This window comes from Labrenzia sp. THAF35, from assembly GCF_009363595.1.
Lineage (GTDB): Bacteria > Pseudomonadota > Alphaproteobacteria > Rhizobiales > Stappiaceae > Roseibium > Roseibium algicola.
This window is the reverse complement of sequence record NZ_CP045380.1, coordinates 993,464-1,009,265: the sequence shown is the minus strand read 5'-3', so window position 1 is coordinate 1,009,265 and position 15,802 is coordinate 993,464. Positions and strand designations below refer to the sequence as shown.

General features: G+C 60.9%; 14 protein-coding genes. 9 read left to right on the top strand and 5 right to left on the bottom strand.

Features of this window, described 5'->3' with window-relative positions; genetic code table 11:
- Positions 1 to 89: 89 nt before the first annotated feature.
- Positions 90 to 887, top strand: a complete 798-nt coding sequence (locus FIU93_RS04640; protein ID WP_152504947.1) for a creatininase family protein — start codon at positions 90 to 92, stop codon at positions 885 to 887.
- A 13-nt stretch (positions 888 to 900) separates the two neighbouring features.
- Here the strand turns inward: FIU93_RS04640 and FIU93_RS04635 are convergent, their stop codons facing one another.
- Entirely contained in the window at positions 901 to 1,836 is a 936-nt protein-coding gene (locus FIU93_RS04635) for a LysR family transcriptional regulator (protein ID WP_031268748.1), read from the bottom strand.
- Positions 1,837 to 2,014: 178 nt separating this feature from the next.
- On the opposite strand from FIU93_RS04635, the gene FIU93_RS04630 reads away from it, so the two are divergent.
- The 6 genes from FIU93_RS04630 (at position 2,015) to FIU93_RS04605 (ending at position 8,157) form a co-directional block, all read left to right on the top strand.
- On the top strand, positions 2,015 to 3,025 hold the full coding sequence (locus tag FIU93_RS04630; protein WP_022999260.1) for an ABC transporter substrate-binding protein: 1,011 nt from the start codon (positions 2,015 to 2,017) through the stop codon (positions 3,023 to 3,025).
- 154 nt (positions 3,026 to 3,179) lie between these two features.
- On the top strand, positions 3,180 to 3,938 hold the full coding sequence (locus tag FIU93_RS04625; protein ID WP_228872661.1) for an ABC transporter ATP-binding protein: 759 nt from the start codon (positions 3,180 to 3,182) through the stop codon (positions 3,936 to 3,938).
- Positions 3,938 to 4,858: an ABC transporter permease gene (locus FIU93_RS04620; RefSeq protein ID WP_205838497.1), complete on the top strand. Its 921-nt coding sequence runs from the start codon at positions 3,938 to 3,940 to the stop codon at positions 4,856 to 4,858. The genes FIU93_RS04625 and FIU93_RS04620 overlap by 1 nt, the downstream gene beginning before the upstream one ends.
- Complete coding sequence (locus tag FIU93_RS04615; RefSeq protein WP_152504946.1) at positions 4,858 to 6,162, top strand: cytosine deaminase; 1,305 nt, start codon at positions 4,858 to 4,860, stop codon at positions 6,160 to 6,162. Before FIU93_RS04620 ends, FIU93_RS04615 begins: the two co-directional genes overlap by 1 nt.
- A gap of 2 nt (positions 6,163 to 6,164) precedes the next feature.
- A complete protein-coding gene (locus FIU93_RS04610; protein WP_062491106.1) occupies positions 6,165 to 7,571 on the top strand; it encodes an FAD-binding oxidoreductase in 1,407 nt (468 codons plus the stop codon).
- A 4-nt stretch (positions 7,572 to 7,575) separates the two neighbouring features.
- Entirely contained in the window at positions 7,576 to 8,157 is a 582-nt protein-coding gene (locus tag FIU93_RS04605; RefSeq protein ID WP_022999255.1) for an NAD(P)H-dependent oxidoreductase, read from the top strand.
- Between the two features lie 21 nt (positions 8,158 to 8,178).
- Here FIU93_RS04605 and FIU93_RS04600 read toward each other — a convergent pair whose 3' ends face one another.
- From FIU93_RS04600 to FIU93_RS04585, 4 genes are all read right to left on the bottom strand, one after another.
- Positions 8,179 to 8,583, bottom strand: a complete 405-nt coding sequence (locus FIU93_RS04600) for a Rid family hydrolase (protein ID WP_152504945.1) — start codon at positions 8,581 to 8,583, stop codon at positions 8,179 to 8,181.
- Positions 8,584 to 8,727: 144 nt separating this feature from the next.
- On the bottom strand, positions 8,728 to 10,386 hold the full coding sequence (locus FIU93_RS04595) for a CRTAC1 family protein (RefSeq protein ID WP_152504944.1): 1,659 nt from the start codon (positions 10,384 to 10,386) through the stop codon (positions 8,728 to 8,730).
- Positions 10,383 to 11,804 (bottom strand): di-heme oxidoredictase family protein, encoded by a 1,422-nt coding sequence (locus FIU93_RS04590; protein ID WP_152504943.1) that lies wholly within the window; start codon positions 11,802 to 11,804, stop codon positions 10,383 to 10,385. Before FIU93_RS04590 ends, FIU93_RS04595 begins: the two co-directional genes overlap by 4 nt.
- Positions 11,801 to 12,985: an ROK family protein gene (locus tag FIU93_RS04585; protein ID WP_208984363.1), complete on the bottom strand. Its 1,185-nt coding sequence runs from the start codon at positions 12,983 to 12,985 to the stop codon at positions 11,801 to 11,803. The genes FIU93_RS04590 and FIU93_RS04585 overlap by 4 nt, the downstream gene beginning before the upstream one ends.
- 350 nt (positions 12,986 to 13,335) lie before the next feature.
- Between FIU93_RS04585 and xylF the strand changes: the two genes are divergently transcribed.
- Both xylF and FIU93_RS04575 read left to right on the top strand, forming a co-directional pair.
- Complete coding sequence (xylF, locus tag FIU93_RS04580; protein ID WP_022999249.1) at positions 13,336 to 14,367, top strand: D-xylose ABC transporter substrate-binding protein; 1,032 nt, start codon at positions 13,336 to 13,338, stop codon at positions 14,365 to 14,367.
- Positions 14,368 to 14,504: 137 nt separating this feature from the next.
- Positions 14,505 to 15,794 carry a sugar ABC transporter permease gene (locus FIU93_RS04575; RefSeq protein WP_031268746.1) on the top strand — a complete coding sequence of 430 codons (1,290 nt, stop codon included), beginning with the start codon at positions 14,505 to 14,507 and terminating at the stop codon, positions 15,792 to 15,794.
- Positions 15,795 to 15,802: the final 8 nt, after the last annotated feature.

Sequence of the window (15,802 nt, the reverse complement as noted above, 5' to 3'; positions counted from 1 at the left end):
GCTGAAGACATAATGATGCTTTTCAAGTGTCGCCGACTTGCCTACGCCAAACAGGAACGCATCACGGCAACAGAGTTGGGGCAGCGCCGATGGCCAAGCATTTTTTCTGGAACGAATTGAATGCCTCGGATTTTGCGGCGCTTGATCCCGAGCGAACCATCGCAATCCTGCCGACCGCCTCGACCGAGCAACATGGCCCGCATCTGCCGATCGCGACCGATGTCGCAATCGCTCAGGGAATGCTTGCCGAAACGCGCAAACAGCTGCCGGAAGATCTCGATATCCTGGTGTTGCCTGTGCAGGAAATCGGCAAGGCGAACGAACATGTCTACGGCCCGGGAACATTGTCTCTCGGGGCTGAGTTGCTGATCCCCGTCTGGACCGCCATTGGCCAGAAAGTGTCGGAAGCCGGCATTCGCAAGATGGTGATCGTCAATTCCCATGGCGGCAACACCGACATCATCAGCATCGTCTCGCGCGAACTGCGCGTGCGTTACGAAATGGCTGTTCTGGTGACGCATTGGGGCCGGTTCGGCCATCCGGACGGCATGATTTCCGCTCACGAGTCCAAATTCGGTATTCACGGCGGCGAGGTCGAAACGTCCTTGATGCTGCATTTCCGGCCTGAACTGGTCCGCATGGACAAGGCCGAAAACTTCATCTCAAAAGCCGAAGAGATGCTGGAAAACTCCAAATACATCCAGCCGACGCCGCCCCACGCCCTGGCCTGGATCGCCCATGATCTCAACCCGGCCGGCGTCGTTGGTGATGCCTCCAGGGGGACGGCGGAAAAAGGAGCGGTGATCAGTGCCCATCAGGCCGCCGGTTTCATTGAGATGCTGCGTGACTTCACAGCCTATTCGCTGACCAACCTGTATAAGCCATAACGATCTTCGGATCTTAAACGGGCAGGTTGCCTTCCCGTTGCAATTCCTCCACCTGAGCAACGAGTTCCTGCAGCAGGAATTCGACGAACAGGCTCGTTGCCGCGTCCATCGAGGCTCGCGCCCGAGTAAACAGCTTCATCGGTTGATGATGTGTCCGGGCAACGTTCAGCGGTCGGAAAACAAGCTCGCCCCGCCGGCATTCGGCCAGAACGTCCAGTGGATTGAGCAGGCTGATGCCGATGCCGCGCCGGACAAGCTGGCGAACCGTTTCCGAGGAGTTCGTTTCCAGGATCGGTTCCACCGGGATCGGCACGGACGACAGCACCAGATTGATCACGTCCCGCAGGCTGGTTCCCGATTGGGCCAGCACCAGACGCTCCTGAACCACATCCACGAGATCGACCGGCCCGGTTTCCTGCGCCAGTTTGTGTCCGGGCGGAACCACCGCACCAATGGGAATGTCGAAGGTGGCCAGCGTCCGCAGGCCCGGCGTTGCGGCAATGTTGAAGCCGAGGCCGATGTCGACTTCGCCTGTCAGGACGGGATTGATCGTCGTCGTGCCGCCGTCACTGCGCAGCTTGATGTGAACGCGCGGGTTCTTCTCGATGAACTTCGCGATGATTTCCGACAACGGTCCCGAAGCGAGGCCGACGGTCGTCACCAGCGAAACCTGGCCGGCCTGCGGCATTTTCAGCGCCCGGATCCGGGTCTCTAGCCTGGCATAGTCTTTCAGAACACCCCGGATATGTTCAACGCACAGCTCTCCAGCCGCGGTAAGCCGCAGCCCGCGCGGCAGGCGTTCGAACAGGGGAACGCCGAATTCCTCTTCCAGGGCAAGGATTTGCCGGTTGATGGCGGAAGACGACACATTCAGCCGATCAGCTGCCTTCCGAATGGAGCCGCAGCGCGCGATCTCGTCCAGGTAAAGCAGCTTGCGGGAGTGGAGCAGGGCCAAGAAGTGCCTCCTTTTTGTGCATGCGGCACAATTGATCGTCAGAAAAGATAGCGATGACAATAAGGCATCGCTGCAGGCGAATTTTGATGCTTTTCAACGTGCGCTGCAAGGGATCAAATATTTTCGGAAATGTGCGGTTTCACGGTAGTTTTGTTTTACTGGAGGGTACGAAATGACAGTTTTCCCATCTGCGAAGACGCTTCTCGCAGCGGTTCTTCTCACCGGAACCGCCACTCACCAGGCATTGGCGCTGGATGAGGTAAGCTACGGCACCAACTGGCTTGCGCAGGCGGAACACGGCGGGTTTTACCAGGCCGTTGCCGACGGCACCTACGAGAAATACGGCCTGAAGGTCACGATCGCGCCGGGCGGCCCGCAGGCCGCCAACGATGCGCTGCTGATTTCCGGCAAGATCGATTTTTACATGGGCGGGACGCTGAAGGGCTTCGACTACGTCAAGGAAGGCATTCCGCTGATCAACGTCGCCAGCATCTTCCAGAAGGATCCGCAGATCCTCGTGGCGCATCCCGATCAGGGCATCGACAAGTTCACCGACCTTGCCAAGCTTGAAACCATCTACATGGGCAAGGACGGCTACGTCACCTATTTCGAGTGGATGAAGAAGAACTTCGAAGGCTTCTCCGACGCCCAGTTCAAGCCCTACACCTTCAACCCGGCTCCTTTCATTGTCGATCCCAAGTCCGCGCAGCAGGGCTATCTGACCTCCGAGCCGTATGAAATCGAAAACCAGGCGGGTTGGGCACCGAAAGTGTTCCTTCTGGCCGATGAAGGCTGGACGCCCTACTCGACCATGATCACCACTTCCAAGGCGCTGGTCGAGGAAAACCCGGATCTGGTGCAGCGTTTCGTCGATGCTTCCATCGAGGGCTGGTACAACTACCTGTATGGCGACAACGCCGCGGCAAACGAGTTGATCAAGAAAGACAACCCGGAAATGACCGACGGTCAGCTCGCCTATTCCCTTGCGAAGATGAAGGAATACGGCATCGTGGATTCCGGCGACACGGAAGAGAAGGGCATCGGTTGCATGACCGACGAGCATTTCAAGGCGTTCTTCGATACGCTGGCCTCGATCGCCGTCGTGGATGCCTCTCTTGACTACAAGCAGTCCTACACCACGGACTTCGTCTGCAAGGGCGTCGGCCTCGACCTGAAGAAGTAAGGCCGGTTTGGCAAATCCATTCCGCTTCGCGCCACGGCGTGCGAAGCGGCCGCCTCCAGATGCAGAGTTGAGCATGGTCATCGCCGAACAGGGCAGCGCAGAAACGAAGACGCCGTCGGCCCGCAGTGTGAAATCGTCCCGCCCGCTGGTGGCGATGGATAATGTTTCGAAGGTATTCTCCAACGGGACGCTGGCCCTGTCCGGCATGTCCATGACGGTCCGGCCCGGAGAGTTCATAAGTTTGCTGGGGCCGTCCGGTTGCGGCAAGTCGACCGCGCTCAGGATCATCGCCGGCCTTGGCGGCGTATCGGAAGGCGAAATCGACTGGCCGAGTTTTCGCATCAACTCCAGAGGGCTGCCTGACGGCGACATCAGCTTCGTGTTTCAGGAGCCGACGCTGATGCCCTGGCAGACCGTCTTCGGCAATGTCTACCTTCCCCTGCGCCTCAAGGGCATCTCGAAGAAAGCGGCATCGGAACGGATCATGACCGCGCTGGAAAGCGTAGGCCTGAAGGACTTCGCCGATGCCTATCCGCGCGAACTTTCCGGCGGCATGAAGATGCGTGTCTCCATTGCGCGTGCGCTGGTAACCGAGCCCAAGCTGCTGTTGATGGACGAACCCTTCGCGGCCCTTGACGAGATCACGCGCCAAAAGCTGAATGACGATGTGCTGGCGCTCTGGAAGGCGACAGGCATCACGGTGATCTTCGTGACCCATTCCGTCTATGAATCCGCCTATCTGGCAAACCGGATCGTGGTGATGAAAGCCCGGCCGGGCCGCGTGCATTCGGACTTTCCCCTGCACACCAGTCTGGAGCGGGATGCGCAGTACCGTACCTCCGAGGAGTACAGGCAGGCCTGTGCGGAAGTCTCTGCCATGCTGTCGGAAGCCATGGGAGGCGAGGAGCACTGATGACCGCACCAGCAAACGAAACACTGGCACCCGCCGACGTGCTGCAGGAACCAGACAGCGAAGCGCAAGTCGCGCGCAAAAGGCTGGCATCAGCAGCCAAGCTGCCGACAAAGGAAAGCGCTGCCGCTGCCAAGCGGCGGGAGCGTATCCTGACGGTTCTGGTGCCGATCTTCGTCATCGCAGGCTTGATCGCGCTCTGGCAGGTCATGGTTACCGTGAATGACATTCCGCACTACATTCTTCCCGGCCCGGGACTGGTGGTGAATTCGCTGATGTCCGACTGGCACATCCTGCTGCCCGCCCTTTGGGTGACGACCAAGATCACACTTGCCTCCCTTGCCCTGGCGTTGATCGGCGGTGGCGGCATGGCGATCCTGCTTGTGCAGTCCCGCTGGATCGAGACGGCGCTCTATCCGATCACCGTTATCCTGCAGGTCACGCCGATCATCGCGATCGCGCCGCTGATCCTGATCTACGCTCCGTCGACGCAGGCAGCGCTTTTGATTTGCGCCTTTGTCGTCGCCTTCTTCCCGATCCTGTCCAACATGGTGCAGGGGCTGAAAAGCGTGGATCACAACCTCCTGAACCTGTTTGAACTTTATGGCGCCTCGCGCTGGCAGACGCTGATCTATCTGAAGCTGCCGGCTTCCCTGCCGTATTTCATGACCGGCCTTCGCATCGGTGGCGGCCTTGCGTTGATTGCGGCGGTCGTTGCCGAATTTGCGGCCGGATCGGCCGGTGCAGGCTCGGGACTTGCCTTCCGCCTTCTGGAATCCCAGTTCCGGCTCAATATTTCACGTCTGTTCGCAGCGCTGTTCCTGCTTGCCAGCCTGGGTGTGCTGATCTTTGCTTTGACGTCCTTCATCTCCTGGTGGACACTGCATCGCTGGCACGAAAGCAGCCTGAAGCGGGAAAACTGATGACACTCGACCTTCCCAAAACCGGCCGGTTCGCGCTGCGCACCGCAACCCTGCCCGCCGCAGTCACGCCGGGGTCGGCGCTCCCTGCGCGCGAGGGCCTGTCGTCGGCCGATCTGATCATTTCAGACGGGCGCATTGAGGCCATCCTACCGGCTGGGACAGCCCCCGCGGACATAGAAAGCGTTGATCTGCAAAGGCGCATGGTCTGGCCCTGCTTTGCCGACATGCACACCCACATCGACAAGGGCCATATCTGGGACCGGCAACCCAACCCGACCGGCGATTTCGACGGTGCACTTGCCGCTGTCAGGGCCGACCGGGAGGCAAACTGGACGGCCAGGGACGTTGAAACGCGCATGGACTTCTCCCTGCGCTGTGCCTATGCGCACGGGACCAGCCTCCTGCGCACCCATCTCGACAGCCTGGCACCGCAGCACCGGATTTCCTTCGAGGTGTTCGCCGACATGCGCGAACGCTGGAAAGACCGGATCGCCCTGCAGGCTGCCGCCCTGTTTCCGATCGATGCCATCGATGACGACGCCTATTTTTCCGACCTGGTGGAGGTTGTCGTGGCAAACGGCGGGCTGCTTGGCGGCGTGACCTTCCCGTTGCCGGATCTAGACCGCAGGCTGGATATCCTGTTTCGCACGGCCGCGGACAACGGCCTGGATATCGACCTGCATGTTGATGAGACCCAGGATGCCAACGTCCTGACGCTGCTTGCTATTGCGGAAGCCAAGCTGCGCAACGGGTTCGAAGGCGCGGTGACAGTCGGCCATTGCTGTTCCCTGGCGCGCCAGGACGACGACAAGGCCAAGGCGACAATCGACAAGGTGCGGGAGGCAGGCCTATCCGTCGTTTCCCTGCCCATGTGCAACATGTATCTGCAAGACCGGCACCCGGGCCGCACACCGCGGTCGCGTGGCGTTACACTGCTGCACGAACTGCGGGCCGCAGGCGTGCCGGTGGCCGTTTCATCGGACAATACCCGCGATCCTTTCTACGCCTATGGCGATCTCGACATGGTGGAAGTGTTCCGCGAGGCGGTGCGTATTGCGCATCTGGACCACCCGCTCGATGATGCGGCCAAGGTGGTCACCAGCCTTCCGGCCGATATTCTGCAAGTTCCCGAAGCCGGGCGGATTGCCGAGGGGTCGGGCGCCGATCTTGTCATCTTCAACGCTCGAAGCTGGAGCGAATTTCTGTCCCGTCCGCAGGCGGACCGCATCGTGATGCGGAATGGCATGGGCATCGACCGTCGCCTGCCGGATTATTCTGAACTTGACCCGCTGACGAAAGGCTGACCATGGCCGATTACGAGACAATCAAGGCCGAACTTGATGGCATTGCGGTTGAGGACAATCCGCGTCTGGTTCAGGCCAAGAGCCGTGACTTCTACTGGTATTCGCCGGTCCTCAAGGCCCAGCTCGACAATGTCACCGGAGATCTTCTGGTCTCGCCGAAAAATGAAGCCGAAGTCATAAAGGTTCTGAAAACGGCATTTGCCCACGGTGTGCCGGTCACGCCGCGGGGTGCGGGCACGGGCAACTATGGCCAGGCGATGCCACTGTCCGGCGGCATCGTGCTTGATATGTCGAAGATGGACGAGGTCAAGGAAATCGCTCCGGGCCGGGTCGTCTGCGGTCCGGGCATCGTCATTGCCAAGCTCGACAAGATTACAAAGGAACATTCGGGCCAGGAACTGCGCTTCCATCCTTCAACCGCGCAAACCGCGACCATCGGCGGCTTCATCGCCGGTGGTTCCGGCGGTGTCGGTTCGGTTCATTGGGGCGGCCTGCGCGATCTCGGCAACATCCTGCGCCTGCGTATCGTCACCATGGAAGCCGAACCCAGGGTGATCGAGCTGTCCACCTGGGACCTGCAGAAGGTCAGTCATGCCTATGGCACCAACGGTATCATCACCGAAGTCGAAATGCCGCTGACAACGGCTCATGACTGGGTGGACGTGATCGTCGGCCACGAAACCTTCATGGACGCGGTCGTCTTTTCCGACAAGCTGGCACGCAGCAACGGTATTCTGCTGAAGGAAGTCGCCCCGATTGCTGCACCCATTCCGTTCGATTTCTTCACGCGGCACAAGCCCTGGCTGAAGGAAGGCGAGGCGGTCACCGTGCTGATGGTGGCGCCGCATTCCATGTCGGCAATGCTTGCGCTTGCGGAACGGATGAAGGGCGAAGTGCGCTTCCGGTCGGACGAAGTGGAAAGCATGAAGGGCATTCCGCATGTCTATGAGCTTGCCTGGAACCACACGACACTGCGGGCGCTGAAATTCGACAGTTCCTTCACCTACCTGCAGACGCAGTATCCGGGCCCGAACCACGTGGAGCTTGTGCGCAAGACCACCGAAATGTTCCCGGGCGAGATCTTCGGACACCTAGAGTTCCTGCGGTTCGATGGTCAGGTGCAATGTTCCGGCCTTCCCCTGATCCGCTACACGACGGAAGAACGGCTGGACGAGATCATCCGGCTGCACGAGGAAAACGGCTGCCGGGTGTTCAACCCGCATCGCTACACCCTTGAAGAAGGCGGCATGAAACAGACCGACCAGGTCCAGCTCGCCTTCAAGAAGGAGACAGACCCGGAGGGATTGCTCAATCCGGGCAAGATGATCGCCTGGGACAATCCGGACTTCGACTTCAATTCCGGCCAGAACTATCTTTTCCCGGGCCTTCAGGCCTTTGCCGAGGCCTGATCAGATGCGTGTACTGGTTCTCCATTCCCACCCGCAGGAGCACAGTTTCGGCCGTGCGCTCTATCACAAGACCTGTGAAAGCCTGGCGAAGGCCGGGCATGAGGTCGACGGCTGCAATCTCTATGAGGAAGGGTTCGACCCCGTCCTCTCCGCACGCGACAGGGACATCTATCACACGGTTCCCGACAACCGGGAACTGGTCGACAATTACTGCGAGCGCCTGCTGGCGGCGGAAGGTCTGGTCATCTGCACGCCGGTCTGGAACTTCGGCTTTCCCGCGATGCTGAAAGGTTACTTCGACCGTGTCTGGCTGCCAGGCGTTTCGTTTCATCTGGAAGACGGCACCTTGACGCCGACCTTGCGCCATATCCGCAAGATGGCGGCCGTCATGACCTATGGCGGCAGCCGGTGGCGGGCGTTTCTGGTTGGCGATCCGCCGCGCAAGGTGGTCAATCGGGTCATCCGGGCACAGATCAAGATCGGTGCACCGGTGAAATATCTGGCCCATTACGACATGAACAACTGCACCCCGGCCTCGACCGGTGCCTTTCTGGAGAAGGTCGGCAAGGAAATGGAGCGGTTCTGACACCGCTCCGGGCTGGCTGGGCTAGAACACCTTCGCCGCGGTCACTTCCACTTCCACCAGAAATTCCGGACGCGTGAAGCCACCAACCACCAAAAGGGTCGAGACCGGTTTCAGCGCTCCGGTGTAGCGGTCTCGAACGGCCATATAATCCGCGAAATCTTCCCGCCGCGTGACAAAGCCGGAAATGCGGATGACGTCTTCGAAGCCCATGTCCGCTTCCTTCAGGATCGCGGCGATGGCGTCGAAGCAAACTTCGGCCTGACCGGTCACGTCCGGCGGAATCGTATCGTCAGGCCGGATACCGAGCTGGCCGGAGGTCACCAGAAGGCTGGCGCCGGCTGGCACGTAAAGGCCGTGATTGTACTGCCCGAAGGGTGTTCGTACGGAAGGGGGATTGAAGGATTTCTTGTCGGTTGGACCGGCCATGAGCGCAGGTTCTCCAGAAATTGCATCTTGTCATGCATGTTCCGGTATAAGAGCCGGAAAGTCATTGAAAAAATGCAGCTTTTCTGAATTTACGATCGTCTTGCGAACCAGTTATTCAGTACCGGAAAGGTGCCTTGTCGGGGCCTACTCCGGATACCAGAGCTTTGCCTTTTCCGCACCCCGTTCAATGATCACGTGACCGTTGGCAAAGACCCGGTAGCCGTGGCTCCAGTCGCCGTCCGGCCATTTGATTCGCACGTTGGCACGTTCCGCTACACCCAGGCCGAAGTGAACGAAGCCCATCTGGCCGGAGGCATGGCCTGCCCCCACCTGGATGTCCTTCACCACGGTCCGGTTTCCCGTCTTCACGCTGATCTTGGCACCCACTGCGCGGGAGTTGGGTTTGCCCGGCTGGCGCACGTCCACAGCCAGCCAGTTGCCGAGCTGTTTCGGTTCTTCTGCCGTGCCCTGTCCGGTATTGCGGAACAGGCTCACCGGTCCGGATCGGTTGACGACAACCAGATCCACCAGTCCGTCGGCGTTGAAATCCGCCAGACCCGCACCGCGTCCGCGCCGGTTCAGCGCAATCCCGGCGGTGTCGCCGGTTTCCACAAAGCGGCCGTCCCATTGGCCGAGCAAGAGATTGTCCGGGTCATAGGCCGCGAAGTCGGGCATGGCTTCCACGTTGCCCTTGGCAATGAAGAGGTCCCAGAGCCCGTCATTGTTGACGTCCTGAAATTCGGAATGCCATCCGGTTGACGGTTTCAGGTCTTCCCCTGCATAGGGCCGGTGCGCGGTAACGCCGAGGTCGAAGGCAATGTCCTGATAGACCGGCACGGTCTCGTCCGCTTCCGGGTCGAGCTTCTGCAGCTTGGTGTCGCCCATGCTGGTGAGCGCATATTCGGGAAAACCGTCCACATCCAGGTCGATGGACGCAATGCCCATGCCCCAGATCTTCAGGTGTTGCCAGCCATCGGACTTGCGATAGGGGCGAGGTGGCCTGCCGGGCGCAACGGCCCAGAGCTGCTCCTCGCCACCGCGGTAATATTGCCGGTCGTTCGAGATCCTGAGCGCCGGTTCGCCGGAGCGGTTCCAGTCGGTGAACAGCATCGACAAGCTGCAATATCCCGGCGACAGGCGCGTTGCTTCCGCGTAGAGCGGGCTGCCGTCCTCCGTCTTTTCCGGCCGGAACAGGAAGTTGTCGTGACAGGTGCCCCAGGGCGAGCCGGGAGCAGAGCGATCGACATAATTGCCGAATGCAAGCGTTGGATAATCGAGCCCTGGTTCGTAGGTGGCGGAAAAGGAGGTGCTCCATTCACGGCCGCCGTCGAAGCCAAGGGCCCGGTTGGCGACCTCGAAGGTACAGGCGCCCTTGCCTTCCAGGATCAGGTTTTCACCCAGGCGCAGCACGACGAGATCCAGGATGTCGTCGTTGTTGATGTCGAGTGGATAGGCGCCGAGCACGCCGGTGGCCTGTTTCTCGTTGAGGCCGGTTTCCACCGCGGTGAATTTCAGCGGTCCTGCCACACGGCTTTCGTTGCGAAAAAGCTGCGCCGGGTTCTTGCCGCCGGCAAAGAACAGATCCGGCTTGCGGTCGCCATCGCAATCGAAGATCGCGGTGCCGCCACCAACGAAGAATTCCCATGCACCGTCATAGGAATGTTCGATGCCCGCAGCCGAAGCCTCTTCCACAAACGAAGGGACGGGCGCAACGGATGTCTGACGGGTGTCGTCTGACAGGGCCGGGGCCGCAAGGGTTGCGCTCAACAGCGCACCGGACACGGAAAGGCTGAAAGGCTTCATTCCGCGATCTCCAGGCTGCGCAGGAAGGCGATGATCGTCTGCTGCTCGGTTTCCGTCAGACCTGCATAGGCCTTGCGGCTGTCGGAAGCAGCGCCGCCATGGGCCAGAATCGCCTCTTCCAGCGTCGTGATATCGCCCCGGTGCCCATAGGGCGCCGTGCTGCCGATGCCCCATAGCTCGGACGTGATGAAAACGTCGCGCGCAACGAAGCGTTGGGCCAGCAGTTCATTGCCGAAGGTGTCGTTGGCGGCATCGGCAATCGTGTGGCGCTTCAGGTCGCCGTAAAGGGGAACCAGCACCCGGCCCTTGTCATCGCGCGGCAGGGCCTTCACCCAGTCCAGCGTGCCGAGGTCAAGTTCGAGCGGCGCCTTCACATCGCTCTGGCGCAGGGTACCGGCGGTGTCGAACGGGCCGGGATCCTGAAAGATGAGGCTTTCGAGCGGCAATTCGGGAATGTGGCATGAGCTGCAGCCGATGGTGCCGAAAAGCGCTTCTCCCTTTGCCGCCGCCTGCTGCCAGACATCCGGCAGATCCTGTTTTCGGGTGGGCGCGGGAAGGGTTGCCTGGAAAGCGACCAGCGCCGAGATCTGGCCCGGCGAAATTTCGCCCGTATGGCCGTCACCGTCGAAGTCGTCCGATCCTGTCCACTCGGCGCCGAACCGCTCGACCGCCTGTATGCCATGATGATCGTTGGTGGCGTTCACGCTGAACTGACGAAGCGAGGCAAAGACACCCTTCTGGCTGAAAGGCCGCAAGGTCAGGTCGTCGTCGATACCCTCGAGACGGGAAACGTCCAGTGTCCCGTCAGGAAAGGCGGTCAACTTGCCGAAGGAGACCCCCTTTGTTTCCAGGCTGACGGTTTCTTCCTGACCGCTTTTCCGCACCCTGGCCAGCAGATCCGTCCGCTGGCTGCGCAGGTCCGTGGTCATTTCCCGGGCAAGCAATTCGATCAGCCCGGCTCCCTGAAGCGCGACCGTGTTGCGCTCGTTGGAAAACTGGGGATCCGTGGTGTCGAAGTCGGCGCTTTCGAAACCTTCGGAAACGAACACGTTTGCTGTGAACGCACCGGAACCACCGATCACAGGCTCATTGTGGCAGGAAGAGCAGGAATTGGCGTCCATTCCAGCAAGACGCTGGAACGCCTGCGGTGCCTTGCGGCGCACTTTTGTCGGCACGATAGCCCGTGTCGCGTCCGGCCGACCTGCGCCATCCAGTGTGGTGAATTTGGCCTTGAACAGCTCTTCTCCAAGCGGCTGCAGCACGGTGATCGCATCTTCGCCCGATTGCGCCAGGGCGTCGATATCGAGGTCTTCCTTGATGGCCCGTTCGCTCCAGGGTGCGGGATCGGCAAGTGCTGATGCAGGCAGGGTGATGCCGAGGACGAGAGCAGAGACTGCGAGCCGGGATTTGCCTGTCATGCCGTCGCCTCCTTGCGGTCGAGCCGGGCTATGCGACCCGAGGGCGGAGTTGCGTTGCCGAGAAAATCCTTGTCGAGACGTTCCATCGACTGGGCGATCAGGCCGCTGCGAATGAAGTCCTCATTCCACGGCATCACGTCCAGGGAGAAATTGTTCCTGAGATCGGAAACGAGAGCCTCTTCCAGCCCTTCCCACATGCCTTTTTCCATGAAGGAGAAGGCACGCATCGCAGCGCCGGTCAGCACCACGCGCTTGGGGTCGATCATCGCAATCACCCGGGCAAGACCATAGCCCAGAACCCGGCCTGCCTCGTGAAACGCGTTGCAGGCGTCCTTGTCTCCGGAGCCGGCCAGTTCGATCAACCGGGCAAGGCCGCTGACGCCCGCCTTGATGGTGCCCGGATCGGTGTTCTCCGGCAGATGCGAGGCAGCCCGCACCAGCGCGTAATCGGAAAGATACGCCTCAAGGCAGCCCTTCTTGCCGCATCGGCAGAGCGCCCCGCCGGGCAGATGGTTGGCATGGCCGAACTCGGCGGCCGTGCCGCTTGCTCCCGAAAACAGCCGGTTGTCGAGGTAAAGCCCCATGCCGACACCGTAATCGAGCATGATCACGGCAAATGTCCCGCTGTACTTGTTCGGGTCCGACCAGTGCAGCGCCTCGGTGATCATGTTGGTGTCGTTGGAAATGTAGCAATCCGCCCCGAAGGCTTCGTGCAATGGACCGACGACAGGGATCTTGCGCCCGGCAAAGGCGGGGCTCCAGGCAACGACGCCGGTTTCCGTTTCAACGACACCCTGTGCGGCAACGCCGATTTCCCGAACCCGTGAGGGGCCGATGCCGGCCTCGTCGAGGAACTGCCTGATCGCAGTGATCAGGGTTTCGGGAAAGCTGTCGGCATCTTCGGTGGCGCTGTCAAAATGGCTGCGCCTGTCGCACACCACCTCGCCGGCGAAATTCACCAGCGACAGGTCGATGTTGTTGACCGAAAGACGGACGCCGACCGTATAGACCGCGTCCGGCTTGAGCTTCAAAAGGGTGCGTGGCCGTCCACGCGCCTGGGGTGTTTTGGGCTCCTCGCTCTCCAGGCTCAGGATCAATCCCTGGTCCAGAAGATCGGAGGTGATGGCCGTCACCGTCGCGGGGCTCAGCCGTGTCATCTGGCCGAGATCTATCCGCGCCATAGGGCCGTTCCGGCGCAGGGCCTGTAGAACAATACTTCTGTTTTGCCGCCGGATCTGATCCCGGTCCGCCTTGCGTGTCATGCTCGCTCAGCTCTTCCCAAGGTGTTTCCTCTGTCCCGGGTTTCTCCCGGTTTTCCTGCTTCTCACCGGGTGTGTCAAACCCCGCGGAACAGTGTTTTGCAAAACCATGTTGACAGGAGCAGCGCTTTCCTGCAACTTTTTTTCGGGCACCAAAAAAAATAACAATAAGGCTGTCCTTTCTGAAGGCGCCTCGAAAAGGCGCTTCGACACTGACGCATTTCAGGCACATCCGTCCGACGTGGGATGCGCCAACTGGAGGAAACATCGCAATGCGTAAAATCACCACTTTGCTGGCGGGAGCTCTGCTGTCCGCGACCGCACTGAACCTGGCCCACGCAGAAGACGTCATTGTCGGCGTGAGCTGGTCCAACTTCCAGGAAGAACGCTGGAAGACAGACGAAGCCGCCATCAAGGGCGCCCTTGAGGCAGCCGGCGCGACTTACATTTCCGCCGACGCGCAGAGCTCGTCCGCAAAACAGCTTTCCGACGTTGAGGCACTGATCGCACAAGGCGCGACCGCCCTCATCATCCTGGCGCAGGATTCCCAGGCAATCGGCCCGGCCGTGCAGGCTGCTGCCGACGAAGGCATCCCGGTTGTCGGCTACGACCGCCTGATCGATGATCCGCGCGCCTTCTACCTGACCTTCGACAACGTCGAAGTTGGCCGCATGCAGGCTCGCGCCGTTCTGGCTGCCGCGCCGAAGGGCAACTACGTCATGATCAAGGGCTCCCCGACCGACCCGAACGCGGACTTCCTCCGCGGTGGTCAGCAGGAAGTCCTGCAGTCCGCAATCGATGCGGGTGACATCACGATCGTTGGCGAAGCCTACACCGACGGCTGGCTGCCGGCGAACGCACAGCGCAACATGGAACAGATCCTGACCGCCAACGACAACAAGGTCGACGCGGTTGTTGCTTCCAACGACGGTACGGCCGGCGGTGTTGTGGCCGCTCTGACCGCACAGGGCATGGACGGCATTCCGGTGTCCGGTCAGGACGGCGACCATGCCGCTCTGAACCGTGTTGCAAAGGGCACGCAGACGGTTTCCGTCTGGAAGGACGCTCGCGAACTTGGCAAGGCCGCCGGTGAAATCGCCGTCAGCCTGGCCAGTGGCACCGAGATGGGCGGCGTCGATGGCGCAGCTGCCTGGACGTCTCCGTCCGGCACCGAGCTGACCGCCAAGTTCCTGGCACCGCTTCCGGTCACCAAGGACAACCTGACCGCGGTCGTCGATGCAGGCTGGATCTCCAAGGATGATCTGTGCCAGGGCGTCGAGAACGGCCCGGCTCCCTGTAACTAATAACACTACGCTTAATGTGCGGCCCCGGTTACTGTTAACCGGGGCCGTAACAACAGGGACAGCTGCTGCGAAAGCCGCTCCCCGGGATGGGCCACCCGATGCGTAAGCGTAATGGTCTCCAAGCAGGAGTAACCTCTATGTCTGACACCGCACTGTCAGGGCCCAAAAGCCCGACAGCACGAAACTTGTTTGCCGCATTGCAGCTGGACACACGGCTTCTCGGCATGATCGGGGCGTTCATCGTCCTGTGCCTGGTGTTCAATGTGATTACGGATGGCCGGTTCCTGACGCCGCGCAACATCTTCAACCTGACGATCCAGACCGTGTCCGTTGCCATCATGGCCACCGGTATGGTGTTCGTTATCGTCACCCGCCACATCGATCTGTCCGTCGGCTCCGTTCTGGCGACCGTTGCGGCGGTCATGGCGGTTGTCCAGACGGATGTCCTGCCGCCGCTGCTCGGCCTCGGCAATCCGGCTATCTGGATCCTGGCCATTTTGGCCGGTGTGGTTGTTGGTGTGCTGATCGGTGCCTTCCAGGGCTGGATGGTCGGTTATCTCGGCATTCCGGCCTTCATCGTGACGCTTGGTGGCCTCCTGGTCTGGCGCAACGTTGCCTGGTTCATCACCTCCGGTCAGACCATCGGCCCGCTCGATGAAACCTTCACCATGATCGGCGGTATCGGCGGCACCATGGGCGAAACGGGATCGTGGATCTTCGGCGTTCTGGCCGTCGCCGTTGCGCTGTGGATGCAGGTCTCCTCGCGCCGCCGCAAGGCTGCGCATGGGTTCCCGGTCAAACCCGGCTGGGCGGAAGTCACCATGGGTGTCATCACGACCGGGGCAATTCTCGGGTTCGTCTGGGTGCTGAATGCCTATGACATTCCCACCGCCCGTCTTGAGCGGATCTTCGAGGCCCGGGGCGAAACCATGCCGGAAGGCCTGGTCATGGGCTACGGCATTCCCTACTCGGTGCTGCTCCTGATCGTGGTTACCGTCGTCATGACCATCGTCGCGCGCCGCACCCGTCTCGGACGCTACATCTTCGCAACCGGCGGGAATCCGGATGCCGCGGAGCTCTCCGGCATCAACACCAGGTTTCTGACCGTCAAGGTGTTTGCCATCATGGGCGGCCTCAGCGCGCTCGCAGCCGCCGTCGCGGCCGCACGCCTCGGCTTTTCGACCAACGACATCGGCACGCTGGACGAACTCAGGGTCATCGCCGCGGCAGTGATCGGCGGCACCGCGCTTGCCGGCGGTGTCGGCACGATCTACGGCGCCATCCTGGGCGCGCTGATCATGCAGTCATTGCAGTCGGGCATGGCCATGGTCGGCGTCGACGCCCCGCTGCAGAATATCGTCGTGGGCACCGTGCTCGTCATCGCCGTCCTCGTCGACATCATCTATCGCAAGCGCACGGGAGACTGAGACATGGA